The organism is Pseudomonas asgharzadehiana (assembly GCF_019139815.1).
Taxonomy (GTDB): domain Bacteria; phylum Pseudomonadota; class Gammaproteobacteria; order Pseudomonadales; family Pseudomonadaceae; genus Aquipseudomonas; species Aquipseudomonas asgharzadehiana.
The window spans coordinates 295,535-314,176 of record NZ_CP077079.1; the positions used below are offsets into that span (position 1 = coordinate 295,535).

Here is an 18,642-nt window from a genome sequence, read left to right on the forward strand (position 1 = left end):
CAGGCGGTTACGGGCGGACATCGGGAATCACCATTGTTGTTGTTAACAGCCGGTCTTGTTGCCGACAGTGGGGGTGATCCTAGACGCGAAAGCTTTCAGCCAGCTTTCGCTGGCCAAACAGGTGAGGGGAGGCGGATGCACGGTCTACAGGAATACATCGGTCAAATGTGGGGGCAAGCACCCTCCCACATTTGGAGTGTATCTATCTCGGGTATTTCAGGGCAGTTCGAGGCCGCCGGCCGCTTTGTGCAGCGACCGCAGGTGTTCACCGAGCTGCCTGAGGTTGGCCTCGCACGCGGCAATCTCGGCGGCGCGGGAAGGGTCCAGCAGCGCCCTCACCTCTTTATCCAGCTCGCCGGTCAGCGATTGCAGCTGCTTCTGGCGTTCGGCGCTTTCCGATTCCAGGCGCTTGGCTTCCGATGGCTGCGGCAGGCCATAGCCGCCGCTGCCCAGCAATTCCGCTGGGCGGCTGAGAAAGCCGCTGTTGGCGAGGATCTGTTGCAGGGTGGCATTGGCCTTCTCCATGCCGCCGTTTTTCAGCTCGCGGGCGCCGAGGTAGCGTTGTTTGACTTCGTCCTGGGCCAGCATCAACTGTTTACGAAAGCTGGCTTGTTCCAGCAGCAGCAACGCGGCGCTGGTGCGCAGGTCTGCCTGGTCGAACCATTGGCGGCGTTGCGCCGCGCTCAAGGCTAACCAGTCTTCAACCTGGGCCTGTTCGATCGGCAAATGCTTGCGCAGTACTTCGAACATCGCCTGGTAGCGCTCGCGGAAGGAGTCGAAGTGATAACCCAGGCGCAGCGCTTCACGTTTGTCATTCAGCACGCTGGTATCGGCCAGGCCACGGGCTTGCAGGACTTCGAGCAGGCCGTTGGGGGTGATGTTGTCCAAGCCGGTCAGTTGCGGATTGGCGCTGCCGCTGCGTAACAGTTTCAGGCTTTCGACCGCGCAGTTGTTGGACAGGAAGTAGTAATTACCGTCGTAGCTCCAGTGCATTTCGGCGGCGTGCTCGACGGTGTCGGTGATTTCCTGGCGCGACAGTTTCAGCGGTACGGAGGCCAGGCCGCGCAGTTCAGTCTTGGTGTATTCGTCGATCACCTGGGCCAACGGCAACACGAACAGGCGTGACGGGTACTTGCCCACCAGGCCGTCCCAACTCGACAGTTGTACGTCACCGACAAATGCGCGGTAGGACAATACCAAATGCTGGTCCAGGTCGAGCCGGCAATCCGGCCCGCGCGGGCGGCCTGGGGCGCAGATCACCAGGCGCAACATGCTGTGGCCCCAGCGGCTGACCAGATTCTGGTTGGCTTCGGCCAGCAGGTAGTCGATCTCGTAGACCCGCTCCGGGTCCACGTGGCCCAGCGGTGTCTTGGCGAAATCGTTGCCGGCATTGAGGAATGGGTAGGCCTTGGCGCAGGCGTCCTGCGTCGGCGGGGCCCAGCCGAAGTGCTGCTGGTAATAGCGGAACAGCGCCGGACGCCGACAGGCGTAGCTCGCGTCGAGGAGGAAGTACTCCATGTTGACCGCGACGAACTCCAGCGGGCTGGTGGTTTCGTAGATATCCGGGCTGCGCACGACCTGGCGGTTGTGCTGCTCGCGCTCGCCGCGACGGCCGACATATTGTGGCCAGCCCGCGAGGTCCAGCAGGCGCGGGTCATCGCTGAGGGTAAAGCGGCGGTCGTTCTGGCCACGGCATTGATCGGGCAGGCCAATCAGGCCGGTGATGTTGTTTTGTCGAGCGCAACGCTGGATCAGTCTGCGTTCGTCGGGAGACCACAGGCGCGCACGGTCATAGATGTGGGTCAGTTCATGCAGCACGGTGGCGAGCATTTCCCGGCGCACGGTGCCGTGGGGGCGATTGGTCTTCTGGGTGGCGGCGCTGCCATCGGTCAAGCTGTCGAGCAGGTTGCGGTTCAGGTCCAGTTCGGACACCAGCGAAGCCTGGCCGTAGGCGTTTTCGGGCATTTTGTCGGTCCAGCCGACATCGATACGGCGGTCCAACTGCTCGACAAAGCGCGGCGGCAATGAGCGCATCGCTTCATCGAGCAATGCCTGGCTGGCCTGTTGTTGGGCCGGGCTCAAGCCTTCTGTCTTGAGCCGCAGTTGCAGGCTGGCCTGGGCTGCGCCGGCACACAGCAGCACAATCCCGGCCAGGAGCCAGGCGACAAGGCGCCTCACAGAGCGAGAATAGCTTCGGCGAGGGTCTGGTCACTGGCGTCACGGGCTTCCGGCAGGCGGGTGCGCAAGGTGTCAAAGGCGGCTTCCAACTGAGCGCCACGGATTTCACCATTGCTGGCGACGAAGCTGGCCGCATCATCGTGAGCTTCACGCACGACTTTGGAATCGCGGATGGACGTGGTGGTGTCCGAGGTGAAATCAATGGTGCGGCCAGACGCGCGAACAATGATGTTACTGGTGGCCACCAGGGTCTGTGCCTGGGCAACGTCGGCCAACAACAGCAGGCCGAGGGCGGCGGCGATCAGCGGGCTACGCATGGAATTACTCCAGTTACAAAGAGGGAAATACAGAGATGGTTATTGGACGAGAATTGCCTGCGCCAGTTCAAGGTCGCTGACATGAAGTTTTGGTTGGGTTCGGCGCAGGTAATCCAGCGCCGACTCCAGCCGTGCTCCTCGCCATTGGCCGTCGGTAGCAATGAATGCGGCAGCGTCATCCCTTGCGGCAACGATTACTTTTTTGTCGAAGGGCGCGGAGGTCACCTTGCTGGTGGCATACGCGCTCGCGACGGTGCTCTGGAGGGTCACGTCAAAGGCCGAAACCCAAGGTGACCAGCAGGCAGAAAACAACACAGGAACAATGAACAGTCGGTATGAAAAAGCCATGGGACTCGACAACTGAAAACGAGCGCCAAGGCTAGCGCAATGCCCGGGCGAGAGCCAGCGCCAAGGCATTCGGGAGCCGTTGGCGCTCCCTTTTACGCGCTGGGGCTCAGATGGCCAGAATGGCCTGGGCCAATTGTGCGTCGGTCGCGGTGTTCAGTTGTGGCGCTTGTTGACGGATTTGCGCAAGGGCGCTTTCCAGCTTCACGCCACGAATGGCGCCTTCACTGGCGACAAAGCTGGCCGCGTCGTCACGCGCGGCGCGCACGACTTTGTTGTCACGCAGGGAGGAAGTCGCATCGGAAGTGGCGTCGGACGTAGCCTTCAGTGCGCCGACGATGGAATCGGTGGTCACGATGAAGCTGGTCGCGTTGGCATTGAAAGCCAGGGCCAACAAGGCAGCAGCGCTGAGCAGGCGAAGAACGGGCATGGGGTGACTCCTATAGATGAGCAGTGAAGGTGGCGCAAAGGCTCGCCACGTGCTGGTTGGATATTAGGCTGTGGTTTATCGGTTCGGATAGGTTGTTATGCAGCCTTAATAACTGTACCTATGGTATTTAATAGGCATATAACTGTACCTGTTGCGCTGATTTATTGGCTCGAAATTGCACGCGCCGAGAACAACAAAGCCCGCCTCCGGTTACCCGGGGCGGGCTTTGTTTTGACAAATCAGTGCTGGCAGTGGACCCGGTGGGTCAGGGCCAGCGGGCGCCAATTAGCGCCAGAACGGCTTGCTCAGCTCTTCGTAGCGTTGAGCTTCGCTGATACCGGCGTCAGCCAGCAGACGCGAATCCAGGCGAGCCAACTGATGGCGGCTGGAGATGCGGCGCTGCCACAGCATCAGGTTGGCAAGAACGCGCAGAGGCAGGGAAGCCTGGGTGTTTACAGCTTTATCTTCGAAGAACAGTTCGGAACTGAGTGTACGTTCCATGATGACATCCTTCCGCTTGTGGCGGGATTAGGTAGTGGTTTAACTGATGCCAATGATCCTCTTCCGGCGCAAGACTCTCTAGATACAGTTCACCTGTATTGTGAGGGGCCAGTTAACTGTTTATAGGGGCTGTACTGTACGAAAATGGGGCAACTGTACCTGTCCGCACTGAAATAGTGCGAAATAGGCATTTTTAACGAGGCGAGTAGGATAATTCGGTAGGAAATGACCGGTACAGCAGTACAGTTTTTTCAGGAGTTGGGGCTGTTGCAGCCGAGCTGATGAAAATGTATTTGCATCAGCTCGGCTCTGTATCAATCAAGCCTTGAGCATATGCCCGGTTTCTTCCAGGTTAATGTGCCAACTCAGCGCTTCGCGCAGGATGTGCGGCGTATGCCCGCCTAATGCGCAGGCGCCCTCGAAGTAATTGTTCAGCGCATCGCGGTATGCGGGATGCACGCAGTTGTCGATGATTACCCGAGCCCTTTCCCTTGGCGCCAGGCCGCGCAAGTCTGCCAGGCCTACTTCGGTGACGAGGATGTCTACATCGTGTTCGGTGTGGTCCACATGACTGACCATCGGCACCACGCTGGAAATCGCGCCGCTCTTGGCAATCGACTTGGTGACGAAAATCGCCAAGTGCGCGTTACGCGCGAAGTCACCGGAGCCGCCAATGCCGTTCATCATCCGCGTGCCGCAGACATGGGTGGAATTGACGTTGCCGTAGATGTCGAACTCCAACGCGGTATTGATGCCGATAATGCCCAAGCGACGCACCACTTCAGGGTGGTTGGAGATCTCCTGCGGGCGCAGTACCAGTTTGTCCTTGTAATGCTCCAGGTTGCCGAACACGTCGGCATTGCGCCGCTCCGACAGTGTGATCGAACTGCCCGAGGCGAAGCTCAGCTTGCCGGCGTCGATCAGGTCGAACGTGGAGTCCTGCAGTACTTCCGAGTACATGGTCAGGTCTTGGAAGGGGGAGTCGATCAAGCCGCACATCACCGCGTTGGCAATGTTGCCGATACCGGCCTGCAGCGGCCCGAGCTTGTTGGTCATGCGCCCGGCGTCGACTTCCTGCTTGAGGAAGTTGATCAGGTGATTGGCGATTCCTTGGGTGTCACTGTCGGGGGGCGTCACGGTCGAGGCGGAGTCCGCCTGGTTGGTGATGACGATGGCGACGATCTTTTCCGGCGGGATTGGGATTGCGGTGCTGCCGATGCGGTCGTCGACCTTTACCAGCGGGATCGGCGTACGGGTTGGGCGATAGGTCGGGATATAAATGTCGTGCAGCCCTTCCAGGTTCGGGTTGTGCGCCAGGTTGATCTCGACGATCACCTGTTTGGCAAAGATCGCGAAGCTGGCCGAGTTACCGACGGAGGTGGTTGGCACGATATGCCCTTGCTCGGTGATCGCCACGGCTTCGATCACGGCAATATCCGGTAGCTTGAGCTGGTTGTTGCGCAGTTGTTCGACGGTTTCCGACAAATGCTGGTCGATAAACATCACCTCGCCGGCGTTGATAGCCTTGCGCAATGTGCTGTCGACCTGGAACGGCATGCGTCGGGACAGCACGCCGGCTTCGGTCAGTTGCTTATCCAGGTCATTGCCCAGGCTGGCGCCGGTCATCAAGGTGATTTTCAGTGGCGAGGTCTTGGCGCGCTCGGCGAGGGCATGGGGAACGGCCTTGGCTTCACCGGCACGGGTGAAGCCGCTCATGCCGACGGTCATGCCGTCCTCGATCAGTGCGGCGGCGTCTGCCGCGCTCATGACCTTGTTCAACAGCGAAGGCAAGCGGATACGATCACGGTACATGAATGGTTATCTCAGGCTACGGAAGCAAGGTGGGCAGTGTAGTGATTTCAAAAAAATTCGGCCCGCTACCATGGTCGAATGCAAGGCAGCGATTTAGAGCCTTTGGTCGGGTTTCATGCAGCAATAAAAAACCCCAGCCTACGTGAGGCCGGGGTTTGGAGTATTGCGCTGAAGCAGTGTTAGTCGACGGCTTTAACCATGTCTTCAATGACCTTCTTGGCGTCGCCGAAAACCATCATGGTCTTGTCCAGGTAGAACAACTCGTTATCCAAGCCGGCGTAACCACTGGCCATTGAGCGCTTGTTGACGATGATGGTCTTGGCTTTGAACGCTTCCAGGATCGGCATACCGGCGATCGGTGAGTTCGGATCGTTCTTCGCGGCCGGGTTGACCACGTCGTTCGCGCCCAGCACCAGCACCACGTCGGCCTGGCCGAACTCAGAGTTGATGTCTTCCATCTCGAACACTTGGTCGTAAGGCACTTCAGCCTCGGCGAGCAGCACGTTCATATGCCCAGGCATACGGCCCGCCACCGGGTGGATCGCATATTTCACGGTGACGCCGTGGTGGGTCAGTTTCTCGGTCAATTCCTTCAGCGCGTGTTGCGCCCGCGCCACCGCCAAGCCGTAGCCTGGCACGATGATCACGGTGTCGGCGTTGGTCAGCAGAAAGGTCGCGTCGTCGGCCGAGCCGGACTTCACCGGGCGCGCTTCTTTAGAACCCGCAGCGGCACTGGTATCCGGCGCGTTGCCGAAGCCGCCGAGCAGTACATTAAAGAAGGAACGATTCATCGCCTTACACATGATGTACGACAGGATCGCGCCGCTTGAGCCGACGAGCGAACCGGCGATGATTAGCATCGAGTTGTTCAGCGAGAAGCCGATACCCGCCGCCGCCCAGCCGGAGTAGCTGTTAAGCATCGACACCACCACGGGCATATCGGCGCCGCCAATGGGGATGATGATGAGTACGCCCAGCACGAAGGCCAGGGCCAGCATCAGCGCGAAGGCGGTGAGGTTGCCGGTGAACATGAACGCCAAACCCAGGCCCAGCGTAGCGAGGCCCAATACCAGGTTCAGCTTGTGCTGGCCGCCGAACTGTACCGGTGCGCCCTGGAACAGGCGGAATTTGTACTTGCCCGACAGCTTGCCGAAGGCGATCACCGAGCCGGAGAAGGTTATGGCGCCGATGGCGGCACCGAGGAACAGCTCCAGACGGTTGCCCGCCGGAATCGCATCGCCCAGGTGCTTGACGATGCCCAGCGATTGCGGCTCAACCACGGCGGCAATTGCAATGAACACCGCGGCCAGGCCGATCATGCTGTGCATGAACGCCACCAGCTCCGGCATCTTGGTCATCTCAACGCGCTTGGCCATGATCGAACCAGCGGTGCCGCCGACCAGCAGGCCGACGATCACATAGCCGATGCCGGCCGTCGCAAGCTCGGCGCCCAGCTTATAGATGAGGCCCACGGTGGTGAGCACTGCCAGCGCCATGCCGAGCATGCCGAACAGGTTGCCGCGTCGCGAGGTGGTCGGGTGCGACAGGCCTTTAAGGGCCTGAATGAAACAGATCGACGCGATCAGGTAGAGCGTCGTTACCAGATTCATGCTCATGCCGATGGCGCCTCTTCTTTTACTTTCGGGGCTTTCTTCTTGAACATCTCAAGCATGCGGCGCGTGACCAGGAAGCCGCCGAACACGTTGACCGCCGCCAGTGCCACGGCGAGGGTGCCCATGGTCTTGCCCAGTGGTGTGACTGTAAGCGCGGCCGCGAGCATGGCGCCGACGATTACGATCGCCGAAATGGCGTTGGTTACCGCCATCAGCGGCGTGTGCAGCGCGGGGGTAACGTTCCAGACCACGTGGTAACCGACATAGATCGCCAGCACAAAGATGATCAGGTTGTAGATACCGGGGGAGATAAGCTCTTCCATCGTCTGAATCCTTGCTTAGGCGTTTTTGCGGATGACTTGGCCGTCGCGGCACATCAGGCACGCAGCGACGATGTCGTCTTCGAGGTTGATTTCAAACTGCCCTTCCTTGGTGAAGACCAGCTTCAGGAAGTCCAGCAGGTTGCGCGCATACAAGGCCGACGCATCGGCGGCAACAGCGCCGGCGAGGTTGGTCGGGCCACAAATGATCACGCCGTTTTCCACCACCACCTGGTCGGCAACGGTCAGCGGGCAGTTGCCGCCCTGGGCTGCCGCGAGGTCAATGACCACCGAGCCGGGTTTCATCTGCGCAACTGTCTCGGCGCTGAGCAAGGTGGGTGCCTTGCGGCCTGGGATCAGGGCGGTGGTAATGACGATATCGGCTTGCTTGGCGCGCTCGTGCACGGCAAGGGCCTGGCGTTGCATCCAGCTTGTGGGCATCGGGCGTGCATAACCGCCGACGCCGACGGCGCATTCGCGCTCTTCGTCGGTTTCGTAAGGTACGTCGACAAACTTGGCGCCGAGGGATTCGATCTGCTCTTTTACCGCCGGGCGTACGTCAGACGCTTCGATCACTGCACCGAGGCGTTTGGCCGTGGCAATGGCCTGCAAGCCTGCGACGCCCGCACCTAGAATCAGCACCCGAGCGGCTTTGACGGTACCTGCGGCGGTCATCAGCATCGGCATGAAGCGCGGATAGTGATGAGCGGCGAGCAACACGGCTTTATAGCCGGCGATGTTGGCTTGCGAGGACAGCACGTCGAGGCTCTGGGCACGCGAGGTGCGTGGGGCTGCTTCAAGAGCGAAGGCGGTAATGCCGCGCTCGGCCAGCTTGGCAATGGTTTCGTTGCTGAACGGATTGAGCATGCCCACCAACACGGTGCCGCTTTTGATCAGCGCCAATTCGCTGTCGCTGGGAGCAACCACTTTGAGAATCAGCTCGGCGCCAAATGCATCGTTGGCGCTGCCAATGGTTGCGCCTGCTGTTTCATAGGCACTGTCGACGACGCTGGCCTTAATGCCTGCTCCGCTTTGTACAGTGACCTTATGGCCCTGGCCGATCAGCTTCTTGATGGTTTCCGGGGTGGCAGCCACCCGCGTTTCACCGGTCTGGGTTTCGAGAGGAACACCAATGTGCACGTCAAATCTCCTGCATGATCTTTTTGCTTTTGATCTTTTTGTAAAAAGGCCAGTGCGCCGCGAGTGGCACAACTGGGGCGGCCGATCAGCACGATCCCGCTGAAATGACAGCGGGGCGCGGCATTTTGCAGGCGAACTTTACGGCCTTCAAGGGATTATGACGGGTGACGAAAAATTAACTACAAGTCACCCTGTGACCGATTGTCGCAACGCCTTGGAATAATCTCTTCAAATACAGGCCTTTAAAGGCGCGCAAAGGTTTAGAGCGACTTTTTACATTGTTGATGTGAATGGTCGCGCATTGGCCATTGAGCGTCGCTACAAGCCACGCGATTCATGGCTTTAAGCCGTATTTTAGATAGACAAGTACAGTCTGCTTAAATGCGACATATACGTATATCTGTAGCGCCAAGATTTTATTGACTACAAGGTCAGCATTAAGGCTTTGCCCTTTAATTGCAGGGGCTGTACCGCTTCGATTGATCGATAAGCCAGTCCCTGAACGCATGCAGCGAAGCTGATTCCACTTTTCTGTCAGGAATCATCAGGTAATAAGCTTTCGAACTGGTCAGTGCCTCGGGACTTGCGAATACCAGTCGGTGCTCGTCCAGTTCTCGCTGGATGAGGAAGGGCGGGATCAGCGCAATGCCCATGTCATGCATGGCGGCCTGGGACAGCATCGAGAATAGCTCGTAACGTGGGCCTGTCATGTCGCGTGGGATATTCAGCTGTTGGGCGTTGAACCATTGGCGCCAGGCATAGGGGCGGGTGGTCTGTTGCAGCAGTGGCAGTTGCGCGATCTCTGAGGAGGTGAAGCGCTTGCGCTTGCCCAGCAGCCGGGGGCTGCAAACGGGAACAGGATTTTCTCCCATCAGTCGGTGGGACTCGGTGCCGGGCCAGTCGGCATCACCGAAGTAAATCGCGGCATCGAACTCGGTATCTGCAAACAGGAAGGGGCGGGTGCGGTTGGTGAGGTTCACCGTTACCTCTGGGTGCTGGCGTTGAAAATCCTTGAGACGAGGAATTAACCATTGCGTACCAAACGTGGGTACCACCGCTAGCTCAATCGTATTTGCGCCCTGCTGACCCATCACTGACAGGGTGTCGCGCTCCACGGCATCCAGTTGCGTTGCGACTCTGCGGCTGTAGGACAGCCCCGCCTCCGTCAGCTTTACCCCGCGCCGCGAACGCCGAAACAGCTCGACACTTAAAAATTCCTCCAGGCTGGCGATCTGTCGGCAGATCGCGCCTTGTGTGATGGAGAGCTCGTGCGCCGCCTTGGTAAAGCTCTCGTGGCGGGCCGCCGCCTCAAAGCTGACAAGGGCGGTAGTGCTGGGAATTTTCCTACGCATGTACCTTGTTCTCACTTGATAAGGCGTCAATACGCCATTTTTAGTGTTTCGAAGTGAGAAATTAGCACAAGCCTATGCAGAAACCTCGTTTGCTCTCTTTGCTTGCCCGGCCTAGGCTCCTTCCACGACTTCTGATTTTCTTTGCGAGGACTTATTCATGGCTGGCAAGGCAAGCTTCAACTGGATCGATCCACTGCTGCTGGATCAACAGCTCACCGAAGAAGAGCGCATGGTGCGCGACAGTGCTGAGCAATTCGCCCAGGACAAACTAGCGCCGCGTGTGCTCGAAGCTTTCCGTCATGAGAAGACCGACCCTGCAATCTTTCGAGAAATGGGTGAAACCGGGTTGTTGGGCGCGATGATTCCCGAACAGTACGGTGGCAGTGGCTTGAACTACGTCAGCTACGGGCTGATTGCGCGTGAGGTTGAGCGTGTCGACTCTGGTTACCGTTCGATGATGAGCGTGCAGTCGTCATTGGTCATGGTGCCTATCAATGAATTTGGCACCGAGGCGCAAAAACAGAAGTACTTGCCGAAATTGGCCTCTGGAGAGTGGATTGGCTGTTTCGGCCTGACCGAGCCAAACCATGGCTCTGATCCGGGCGCGATGATCACGCGTGCGCGCAAAGTGGAGGGCGGATACAGCCTGACAGGCGCGAAGATGTGGATCACCAACAGTCCGATCGCGGATGTGTTCGTGGTGTGGGGCAAGGACGACGCGGGTGATATCCGCGGGTTTGTTCTGGAAAAAGGCTGGAAGGGGCTGAGTGCGCCGGCGATTCACGGCAAGGTCGGGCTGCGGGCCTCCATCACCGGTGAGATCGTGATGGATAACGTATTCGTCCCGGAAGAGAACATCTTCCCTGATGTGCGAGGCTTGAAGGGGCCTTTCACCTGTCTGAACTCGGCGCGCTATGGCATTTCCTGGGGGGCGTTGGGCGCCGCCGAGTTCTGCTGGCACACCGCTCGCCAATACACCTTGGACCGTCACCAGTTCGGTCGGCCTTTGGCGGCGACTCAGTTGATCCAGAAGAAGCTGGCCGATATGCAGACTGAGATCACTCTGGCCCTGCAAGGCTGCCTGCGCCTGGGGCGCATGAAGGATGAAGGCACGGCTGCGGTAGAGATTACTTCGATCATGAAGCGCAACTCGTGCGGCAAGTCTCTGGATATCGCGCGTATGGCACGGGACATGTTGGGCGGCAACGGCATTTCCGACGAATTCGGGGTGGCGCGTCATCTGGTGAATCTGGAGGTGGTTAACACCTATGAAGGTACCCACGACGTGCACGCCTTGATTCTGGGGCGTGCGCAAACCGGTCTTCAGGCGTTCTATTAATAGGAGAACGGTATGGGCGCGCTATCGCATCTGCGGGTATTGGACTTATCGCGAGTGTTGGCGGGCCCTTGGGCCGGGCAGATTCTTGCGGACCTCGGGGCAGAGGTAATAAAGGTTGAACGCCCCGGTAGTGGTGACGACACGCGGGCCTGGGGGCCCCCCTTCCTTAAAGATGCTTATGGCGAGAACACCAGTGAGGCGGCGTATTACTTGTCTGCCAATCGTAATAAAGAATCGGTGACTATCGACTTCACCCGGCCTGAGGGGCAGAAGCTGGTACGGGATCTGGCGGCTAAGTCCGACATCCTCATCGAGAATTTTAAGGTGGATGGTTTAGCGGCCTATGGGCTGGATTATGAGTCGCTCAAGGAGATTAATCCTGAGTTGATCTATTGCTCTATCACGGGCTTCGGCCAAACCGGACCTTATGCCGCGCGTGCGGGTTATGACTTCATGATCCAGGGGCTGGGCGGGCTGATGAGTCTGACTGGTCGGCCGGAAGGTGATGAGGGGGCGGGGCCGGTAAAGGTGGGAGTGGCGTTGACTGACATTCTCACGGGCCTCTATTCGACGGTGGCCATTCTTGCTGCGCTGGCGCATCGAGATCATGACGGTGGCGGGCAACACGTCGATATGGCGTTGCTCGATGTTCAGGTGGCCTGCTTGGCTAATCAGGCGATGAATTATCTGACGACGGGGGTGCCTCCGAAGCGCCTGGGTAACGCTCATCCGAATATTGTCCCTTATCAGGATTTCCCCACGGCCGATGGTGATTTCATCCTGACTGTGGGTAATGACGGGCAGTTTCGCAAGTTTGCGCAAGTGGCGGGTCAGCCGCAGTGGGCGGATGACCCACGTTTCTCCACTAATAAAGTGCGGGTGGTTAACCGTGCGGTGCTGATTCCGTTGATTCGCCAGGCGACGGTCTTCAAGACGACGGCGGAGTGGGTGGCCCAGCTTGAGCAAGTTGGGGTGCCTTGTGGTCCGATCAATGACCTTTCGCAGGTGTTTGCCGATCCTCAGGTGAAGGCGCGTGGGCTGGCGATGCAGTTGCCTCATGCGTTGGCGGGGTTGGTGCCGCAAGTTGCCAGTCCGATTCGGTTATCCAAGACACCTGTGGAGTATCGCAGCGCACCTCCTCTATTGGGTGAGCATACGGAGCTGGTGTTGAAGAGAGTGTTGGGGCTGGCGCCGTTGAATATTGCGGCGTTAAAAGAGGCGGGAGTCATCTAGCGGTTTCTTCGGGCGCATTTGGGTGGTTTTTAATCAATCTCTCTTGATTGATAGGAAAAGCAAAATTAATTGTTGACGCCAGATTCTGGAAGCCTATAATTCGCCCCACTTCCGGCGCAGTCGAAACGGAAAACTCCTTGGTAAACAATGAGTTACGCAGTTTTCGGCAGCAAGTTGCTTCAGTTCATCGAAGCTAAAAGGAAGTTGAAAAAGAGGTGTTGACAGCAGCGTGTAACGCTGTAGAATTCGCCTCCCGCTGACGAGAGATCGGAAGCGCAAGTGGTTGAAGTTGTTGAAGAAATCTTCGAAAGCTTCTGAAAATAACCGCTTGACAGCAAGTGAGGCTGCTGTAGAATGCGCGCCTCGGTTGAGACGAAAGCTCTTAACCAACCGCTCTTTAACAACTGAATCAAGCAATTCGTGTGGGTGCTTGTGGAGTCAGACTGATAGTCAACAAGATTATCAGCATCACAAGTTACTCCGCGAGAAATCAAAGATGTAACCAACGATTGCTGAGCCAAGTTTAGGGTTTCTTAAAAACCCAAAGATGTTTGAACTGAAGAGTTTGATCATGGCTCAGATTGAACGCTGGCGGCAGGCCTAACACATGCAAGTCGAGCGGTAGAGAGAAGCTTGCTTCTCTTGAGAGCGGCGGACGGGTGAGTAATGCCTAGGAATCTGCCTGGTAGTGGGGGATAACGTTCGGAAACGGACGCTAATACCGCATACGTCCTACGGGAGAAAGCAGGGGACCTTCGGGCCTTGCGCTATCAGATGAGCCTAGGTCGGATTAGCTAGTTGGTGAGGTAATGGCTCACCAAGGCGACGATCCGTAACTGGTCTGAGAGGATGATCAGTCACACTGGAACTGAGACACGGTCCAGACTCCTACGGGAGGCAGCAGTGGGGAATATTGGACAATGGGCGAAAGCCTGATCCAGCCATGCCGCGTGTGTGAAGAAGGTCTTCGGATTGTAAAGCACTTTAAGTTGGGAGGAAGGGCAGTTACCTAATACGTGATTGTTTTGACGTTACCGACAGAATAAGCACCGGCTAACTCTGTGCCAGCAGCCGCGGTAATACAGAGGGTGCAAGCGTTAATCGGAATTACTGGGCGTAAAGCGCGCGTAGGTGGTTTGTTAAGTTGGATGTGAAATCCCCGGGCTCAACCTGGGAACTGCATTCAAAACTGACTGACTAGAGTATGGTAGAGGGTGGTGGAATTTCCTGTGTAGCGGTGAAATGCGTAGATATAGGAAGGAACACCAGTGGCGAAGGCGACCACCTGGACTGATACTGACACTGAGGTGCGAAAGCGTGGGGAGCAAACAGGATTAGATACCCTGGTAGTCCACGCCGTAAACGATGTCAACTAGCCGTTGGGAGCCTTGAGCTCTTAGTGGCGCAGCTAACGCATTAAGTTGACCGCCTGGGGAGTACGGCCGCAAGGTTAAAACTCAAATGAATTGACGGGGGCCCGCACAAGCGGTGGAGCATGTGGTTTAATTCGAAGCAACGCGAAGAACCTTACCAGGCCTTGACATCCAATGAACTTTCTAGAGATAGATTGGTGCCTTCGGGAACATTGAGACAGGTGCTGCATGGCTGTCGTCAGCTCGTGTCGTGAGATGTTGGGTTAAGTCCCGTAACGAGCGCAACCCTTGTCCTTAGTTACCAGCACGTCATGGTGGGCACTCTAAGGAGACTGCCGGTGACAAACCGGAGGAAGGTGGGGATGACGTCAAGTCATCATGGCCCTTACGGCCTGGGCTACACACGTGCTACAATGGTCGGTACAGAGGGTTGCCAAGCCGCGAGGTGGAGCTAATCCCATAAAACCGATCGTAGTCCGGATCGCAGTCTGCAACTCGACTGCGTGAAGTCGGAATCGCTAGTAATCGCGAATCAGAATGTCGCGGTGAATACGTTCCCGGGCCTTGTACACACCGCCCGTCACACCATGGGAGTGGGTTGCACCAGAAGTAGCTAGTCTAACCTTCGGGAGGACGGTTACCACGGTGTGATTCATGACTGGGGTGAAGTCGTAACAAGGTAGCCGTAGGGGAACCTGCAGCTGGATCACCTCCTTAATCGACGACATCAGCTGCTCCATAAGTTCCCACACGAATTGCTTGATTCATTGAAGAAGACGGTAATGCTAGATTAATGCATTATTCTATATAGAGCTTAGAAATGAGCATTCCATCCTAGCGATGGTGAATGTTGATTTCTAGTCTTTGATTAGATCGTTCTTTAAAAATTTGGGTATGTGATAGAAAGATAGGCTGAACGTTACTTTCACTGGTAACGGATCAGGCTAAGGTAAAATTTGTGAGTGATTACAGATTTTCGGCGAATGTCGTCTTCACAGTATAACCAGATTGCTTGGGGTTATATGGTCAAGTGAAGAAGCGCATACGGTGGATGCCTTGGCAGTCAGAGGCGATGAAAGACGTGGTAGCCTGCGAAAAGCTTCGGGGAGTCGGCAAACAGACTTTGATCCGGAGATGTCTGAATGGGGGAACCCAGCCATCATAAGATGGTTATCTTGTACTGAATACATAGGTGCAAGAGGCGAACCAGGGGAACTGAAACATCTAAGTACCCTGAGGAAAAGAAATCAACCGAGATTCCCTTAGTAGTGGCGAGCGAACGGGGACTAGCCCTTAAGTGGCTTTGAGATTAGCGGAACGCTCTGGAAAGTGCGGCCATAGTGGGTGATAGCCCTGTACGCGAAAATCTCTTAGTCATGAAATCGAGTAGGACGGAGCACGAGAAACTTTGTCTGAATATGGGGGGACCATCCTCCAAGGCTAAATACTACTGACTGACCGATAGTGAACTAGTACCGTGAGGGAAAGGCGAAAAGAACCCCGGAGAGGGGAGTGAAATAGATCCTGAAACCGTATGCGTACAAGCAGTGGGAGCCCACTTTGTTGGGTGACTGCGTACCTTTTGTATAATGGGTCAGCGACTTATTTTCAGTGGCGAGCTTAACCGAATAGGGGAGGCGTAGCGAAAGCGAGTCTTAATAGGGCGTCTAGTCGCTGGGAATAGACCCGAAACCGGGCGATCTATCCATGGGCAGGTTGAAGGTTGGGTAACACTAACTGGAGGACCGAACCGACTACCGTTGAAAAGTTAGCGGATGACCTGTGGATCGGAGTGAAAGGCTAATCAAGCTCGGAGATAGCTGGTTCTCCTCGAAAGCTATTTAGGTAGCGCCTCATGTATCACTGTAGGGGGTAGAGCACTGTTTCGGCTAGGGGGTCATCCCGACTTACCAAACCGATGCAAACTCCGAATACCTACAAGTGCCGAGCATGGGAGACACACGGCGGGTGCTAACGTCCGTCGTGAAAAGGGAAACAACCCAGACCGTCAGCTAAGGTCCCAAAGTTATGGTTAAGTGGGAAACGATGTGGGAAGGCTTAGACAGCTAGGAGGTTGGCTTAGAAGCAGCCACCCTTTAAAGAAAGCGTAATAGCTCACTAGTCGAGTCGGCCTGCGCGGAAGATGTAACGGGGCTCAAACCATACACCGAAGCTACGGGTATCACGTAAGTGATGCGGTAGAGGAGCGTTCTGTAAGCCTGTGAAGGTGAGTTGAGAAGCTTGCTGGAGGTATCAGAAGTGCGAATGCTGACATGAGTAACGACAATGGGTGTGAAAAACACCCACGCCGAAAGACCAAGGTTTCCTGCGCAACGTTAATCGACGCAGGGTTAGTCGGTCCCTAAGGCGAGGCTGAAAAGCGTAGTCGATGGAAAACAGGTTAATATTCCTGTACTTCTGGTTATTGCGATGGAGGGACGGAGAAGGCTAGGCCAGCTTGGCGTTGGTTGTCCAAGTTTAAGGTGGTAGGCTGGAATCTTAGGTAAATCCGGGATTCTAAGGCCGAGAGCTGATGACGAGCTAACTTTTAGTTAGCGAAGTGGTTGATGCCATGCTTCCAAGAAAAGCTTCTAAGCTTCAGGTAACCAGGAACCGTACCCCAAACCGACACAGGTGGTTGGGTAGAGAATACCAAGGCGCTTGAGAGAACTCGGGTGAAGGAACTAGGCAAAATGGCACCGTAACTTCGGGAGAAGGTGCGCCGGTGAGGGTGAAGGACTTGCTCCGTAAGCCCATGCCGGTCGAAGATACCAGGCCGCTGCGACTGTTTATTAAAAACACAGCACTCTGCAAACACGAAAGTGGACGTATAGGGTGTGACGCCTGCCCGGTGCCGGAAGGTTAATTGATGGGGTTAGCTAACGCGAAGCTCTTGATCGAAGCCCCGGTAAACGGCGGCCGTAACTATAACGGTCCTAAGGTAGCGAAATTCCTTGTCGGGTAAGTTCCGACCTGCACGAATGGCGTAACGATGGCGGCGCTGTCTCCACCCGAGACTCAGTGAAATTGAAATCGCTGTGAAGATGCAGTGTATCCGCGGCTAGACGGAAAGACCCCGTGAACCTTTACTATAGCTTTGCACTGGACTTTGAATTTGCTTGTGTAGGATAGGTGGGAGGCTTTGAAGCGTGGACGCCAGTCTGCGTGGAGCCAACCTTGAAATACCACCCTGGCAACTTTGAGGTTCTAACTCAGGTCCGTTATCCGGATCGAGGACAGTGTATGGTGGGTAGTTTGACTGGGGCGGTCTCCTCCTAAAGAGTAACGGAGGAGTACGAAGGTGCGCTCAGACCGGTCGGAAATCGGTCGTAGAGTATAAAGGCAAAAGCGCGCTTGACTGCGAGACAGACACGTCGAGCAGGTACGAAAGTAGGTCTTAGTGATCCGGTGGTTCTGTATGGAAGGGCCATCGCTCAACGGATAAAAGGTACTCCGGGGATAACAGGCTGATACCGCCCAAGAGTTCATATCGACGGCGGTGTTTGGCACCTCGATGTCGGCTCATCACATCCTGGGGCTGAAGCCGGTCCCAAGGGTATGGCTGTTCGCCATTTAAAGTGGTACGCGAGCTGGGTTTAGAACGTCGTGAGACAGTTCGGTCCCTATCTGCCGTGGACGTTTGAGATTTGAGAGGGGCTGCTCCTAGTACGAGAGGACCGGAGTGGACGAACCTCTGGTGTTCCGGTTGTCACGCCAGTGGCATTGCCGGGTAGCTATGTTCGGAATAGATAACCGCTGAAAGCATCTAAGCGGGAAACTAGCCTCAAGATGAGATCTCACTGGAACCTTGAGTTCCCTGAAGGGCCGTCGAAGACTACGACGTTGATAGGTTGGGTGTGTAAGCGCTGTGAGGCGTTGAGCTAACCAATACTAATTGCCCGTGAGGCTTGACCATATAACACCCAAGCAATTTGACTACTCGAAAGAGCATCAGATTGCGGTGTGTGAAGACGAAACGAACCGAAAGTTTGTAACTCACAAAACACCGACTGCTGTCACATACCCGATTTGCTGAAGCGAGGCCATCTGGTCACGAGTCAGTACCCGAATTTCTTGACGACCATAGAGCATTGGAACCACCTGATCCCATCCCGAACTCAGTAGTGAAACGATGCATCGCCGATGGTAGTGTGGGGTTTCCCCATGTGAGAGTAGGTCATCGTCAAGATTAAATTCCAAAACCCCTGTTTGCTAACGCAGACAGGGGTTTTGTTTATGTAGAAGTCCATGAATTTCATCGGCACGTTGATACTGCGACGGGCCGGTACACAGAATTTCTTGACGACCATAGAGCATTGGAACCACCTGATCCCATCCCGAACTCAGTAGTGAAACGATGCATCGCCGATGGTAGTGTGGGGTTTCCCCATGTGAGAGTAGGTCATCGTCAAGATTAAATTCCGAAACCCCTGTCTGCTAACGCAGACAGGGGTTTTGTCGTTTAGAGGGATGCAATCCCGCCACGTTGTCCTCAAGTGAAAAACACACAACAGCGCTAACGCCTACCGCCTATCTCTTTCCTGGGTTAAAAATCAGATTTCTCCCATAAGTCCCTAAGTTTTGCTCCGACTTGGCCGAAAGCTTGATGAGCCATGCGTGCACCGAAATGGAGCGGGTGAACACTCCGCTTACCGTTTTATGGAATTTCCACTCGGCACGCTTATCCCC

Annotated in this window: 12 protein-coding genes and 4 rRNA genes; 6 read left to right on the top strand and 10 right to left on the bottom strand. The window is 56.1% G+C overall.

What is annotated here, in order from left to right; genetic code table 11:
- Positions 1–216: 216 nt before the first annotated feature.
- From KSS96_RS01380 to KSS96_RS01425, 10 genes are all read right to left on the bottom strand, one after another.
- Positions 217–2,178 (bottom strand): DUF7844 domain-containing protein, encoded by a 1,962-nt coding sequence (locus KSS96_RS01380; protein WP_017530602.1) that lies wholly within the window; start codon positions 2,176–2,178, stop codon positions 217–219.
- Positions 2,175–2,495: a DUF2388 domain-containing protein gene (locus KSS96_RS01385; protein WP_065879175.1), complete on the bottom strand. Its 321-nt coding sequence runs from the start codon at positions 2,493–2,495 to the stop codon at positions 2,175–2,177. Before KSS96_RS01385 ends, KSS96_RS01380 begins: the two co-directional genes overlap by 4 nt.
- Before the next feature lie 39 nt (positions 2,496–2,534).
- On the bottom strand, positions 2,535–2,843 hold the full coding sequence (locus KSS96_RS01390) for a DUF2388 domain-containing protein (protein WP_065879174.1): 309 nt from the start codon (positions 2,841–2,843) through the stop codon (positions 2,535–2,537).
- Positions 2,844–2,949: 106 nt separating this feature from the next.
- Positions 2,950–3,270, bottom strand: a complete 321-nt coding sequence (locus KSS96_RS01395) for a DUF2388 domain-containing protein (RefSeq protein WP_017530605.1) — start codon at positions 3,268–3,270, stop codon at positions 2,950–2,952.
- 285 nt (positions 3,271–3,555) lie between these two features.
- The gene (locus tag KSS96_RS01400; RefSeq protein WP_008081135.1) at positions 3,556–3,771 is read right to left on the bottom strand and encodes a DUF1127 domain-containing protein; all 216 of its coding nucleotides are present in this window, start codon (positions 3,769–3,771) and stop codon (positions 3,556–3,558) included.
- 318 nt (positions 3,772–4,089) lie between these two features.
- Complete coding sequence (gene scpC / locus KSS96_RS01405) at positions 4,090–5,583, bottom strand: succinyl-CoA:acetate CoA-transferase ScpC (RefSeq protein ID WP_017530606.1); 1,494 nt, start codon at positions 5,581–5,583, stop codon at positions 4,090–4,092.
- Positions 5,584–5,762: 179 nt separating this feature from the next.
- Positions 5,763–7,199 carry an NAD(P)(+) transhydrogenase (Re/Si-specific) subunit beta gene (locus tag KSS96_RS01410; RefSeq protein WP_017530607.1) on the bottom strand — a complete coding sequence of 479 codons (1,437 nt, stop codon included), beginning with the start codon at positions 7,197–7,199 and terminating at the stop codon, positions 5,763–5,765.
- The gene (locus tag KSS96_RS01415) at positions 7,196–7,519 is read right to left on the bottom strand and encodes an NAD(P) transhydrogenase subunit alpha part 2 (protein WP_017530608.1); all 324 of its coding nucleotides are present in this window, start codon (positions 7,517–7,519) and stop codon (positions 7,196–7,198) included. Before KSS96_RS01415 ends, KSS96_RS01410 begins: the two co-directional genes overlap by 4 nt.
- Positions 7,520–7,534: 15 nt before the next feature.
- Complete coding sequence (locus KSS96_RS01420; RefSeq protein ID WP_010207879.1) at positions 7,535–8,656, bottom strand: Re/Si-specific NAD(P)(+) transhydrogenase subunit alpha; 1,122 nt, start codon at positions 8,654–8,656, stop codon at positions 7,535–7,537.
- A gap of 452 nt (positions 8,657–9,108) precedes the next feature.
- Positions 9,109–10,008 (bottom strand): LysR family transcriptional regulator, encoded by a 900-nt coding sequence (locus KSS96_RS01425; protein ID WP_177412862.1) that lies wholly within the window; start codon positions 10,006–10,008, stop codon positions 9,109–9,111.
- A gap of 157 nt (positions 10,009–10,165) precedes the next feature.
- Between KSS96_RS01425 and KSS96_RS01430 the strand changes: the two genes are divergently transcribed.
- From KSS96_RS01430 to rrf (KSS96_RS01455), 6 genes are all read left to right on the top strand, one after another.
- Positions 10,166–11,347 (top strand): acyl-CoA dehydrogenase, encoded by a 1,182-nt coding sequence (locus KSS96_RS01430; RefSeq protein WP_003170842.1) that lies wholly within the window; start codon positions 10,166–10,168, stop codon positions 11,345–11,347.
- Positions 11,348–11,359: 12 nt separating this feature from the next.
- Positions 11,360–12,580 carry a CaiB/BaiF CoA transferase family protein gene (locus KSS96_RS01435; RefSeq protein ID WP_017530610.1) on the top strand — a complete coding sequence of 407 codons (1,221 nt, stop codon included), beginning with the start codon at positions 11,360–11,362 and terminating at the stop codon, positions 12,578–12,580.
- A gap of 553 nt (positions 12,581–13,133) precedes the next feature.
- Positions 13,134–14,670 (top strand): 16S ribosomal RNA (locus KSS96_RS01440).
- 307 nt (positions 14,671–14,977) lie between these two features.
- Positions 14,978–17,869, top strand: a 23S ribosomal RNA gene (locus KSS96_RS01445).
- A 157-nt stretch (positions 17,870–18,026) separates the two neighbouring features.
- A 5S ribosomal RNA gene (gene rrf / locus KSS96_RS01450) occupies positions 18,027–18,142 on the top strand.
- A gap of 109 nt (positions 18,143–18,251) precedes the next feature.
- A 5S ribosomal RNA gene (rrf, locus tag KSS96_RS01455) occupies positions 18,252–18,367 on the top strand.
- The 16S, 23S and 5S rRNA genes sit together here, the layout of an rRNA operon.
- Positions 18,368–18,642: the final 275 nt, after the last annotated feature.

Excerpts from the sequence above, each read along its gene's own strand:
- scpC (WP_017530606.1), bottom strand. The coding sequence starts at position 5,583 with ATGTACCGTGATCGTATCCGCTTGCCTTCGCTGTTGAACAAGGTCATG.
- KSS96_RS01410 (WP_017530607.1), bottom strand. The coding sequence starts at position 7,199 with ATGAGCATGAATCTGGTAACGACGCTCTACCTGATCGCGTCGATCTGT.
- KSS96_RS01395 (WP_017530605.1), bottom strand. The coding sequence starts at position 3,270 with ATGCCCGTTCTTCGCCTGCTCAGCGCTGCTGCCTTGTTGGCCCTGGCT.
- KSS96_RS01390 (WP_065879174.1), bottom strand. The coding sequence starts at position 2,843 with ATGGCTTTTTCATACCGACTGTTCATTGTTCCTGTGTTGTTTTCTGCC.
- KSS96_RS01400 (WP_008081135.1), bottom strand. The coding sequence starts at position 3,771 with ATGGAACGTACACTCAGTTCCGAACTGTTCTTCGAAGATAAAGCTGTA.
- KSS96_RS01385 (WP_065879175.1), bottom strand. The coding sequence starts at position 2,495 with ATGCGTAGCCCGCTGATCGCCGCCGCCCTCGGCCTGCTGTTGTTGGCC.
- KSS96_RS01415 (WP_017530608.1), bottom strand. The coding sequence starts at position 7,519 with ATGGAAGAGCTTATCTCCCCCGGTATCTACAACCTGATCATCTTTGTG.
- KSS96_RS01425 (WP_177412862.1), bottom strand. The coding sequence starts at position 10,008 with ATGCGTAGGAAAATTCCCAGCACTACCGCCCTTGTCAGCTTTGAGGCG.
- KSS96_RS01435 (WP_017530610.1), top strand. The coding sequence starts at position 11,360 with ATGGGCGCGCTATCGCATCTGCGGGTATTGGACTTATCGCGAGTGTTG.
- KSS96_RS01430 (WP_003170842.1), top strand. The coding sequence starts at position 10,166 with ATGGCTGGCAAGGCAAGCTTCAACTGGATCGATCCACTGCTGCTGGAT.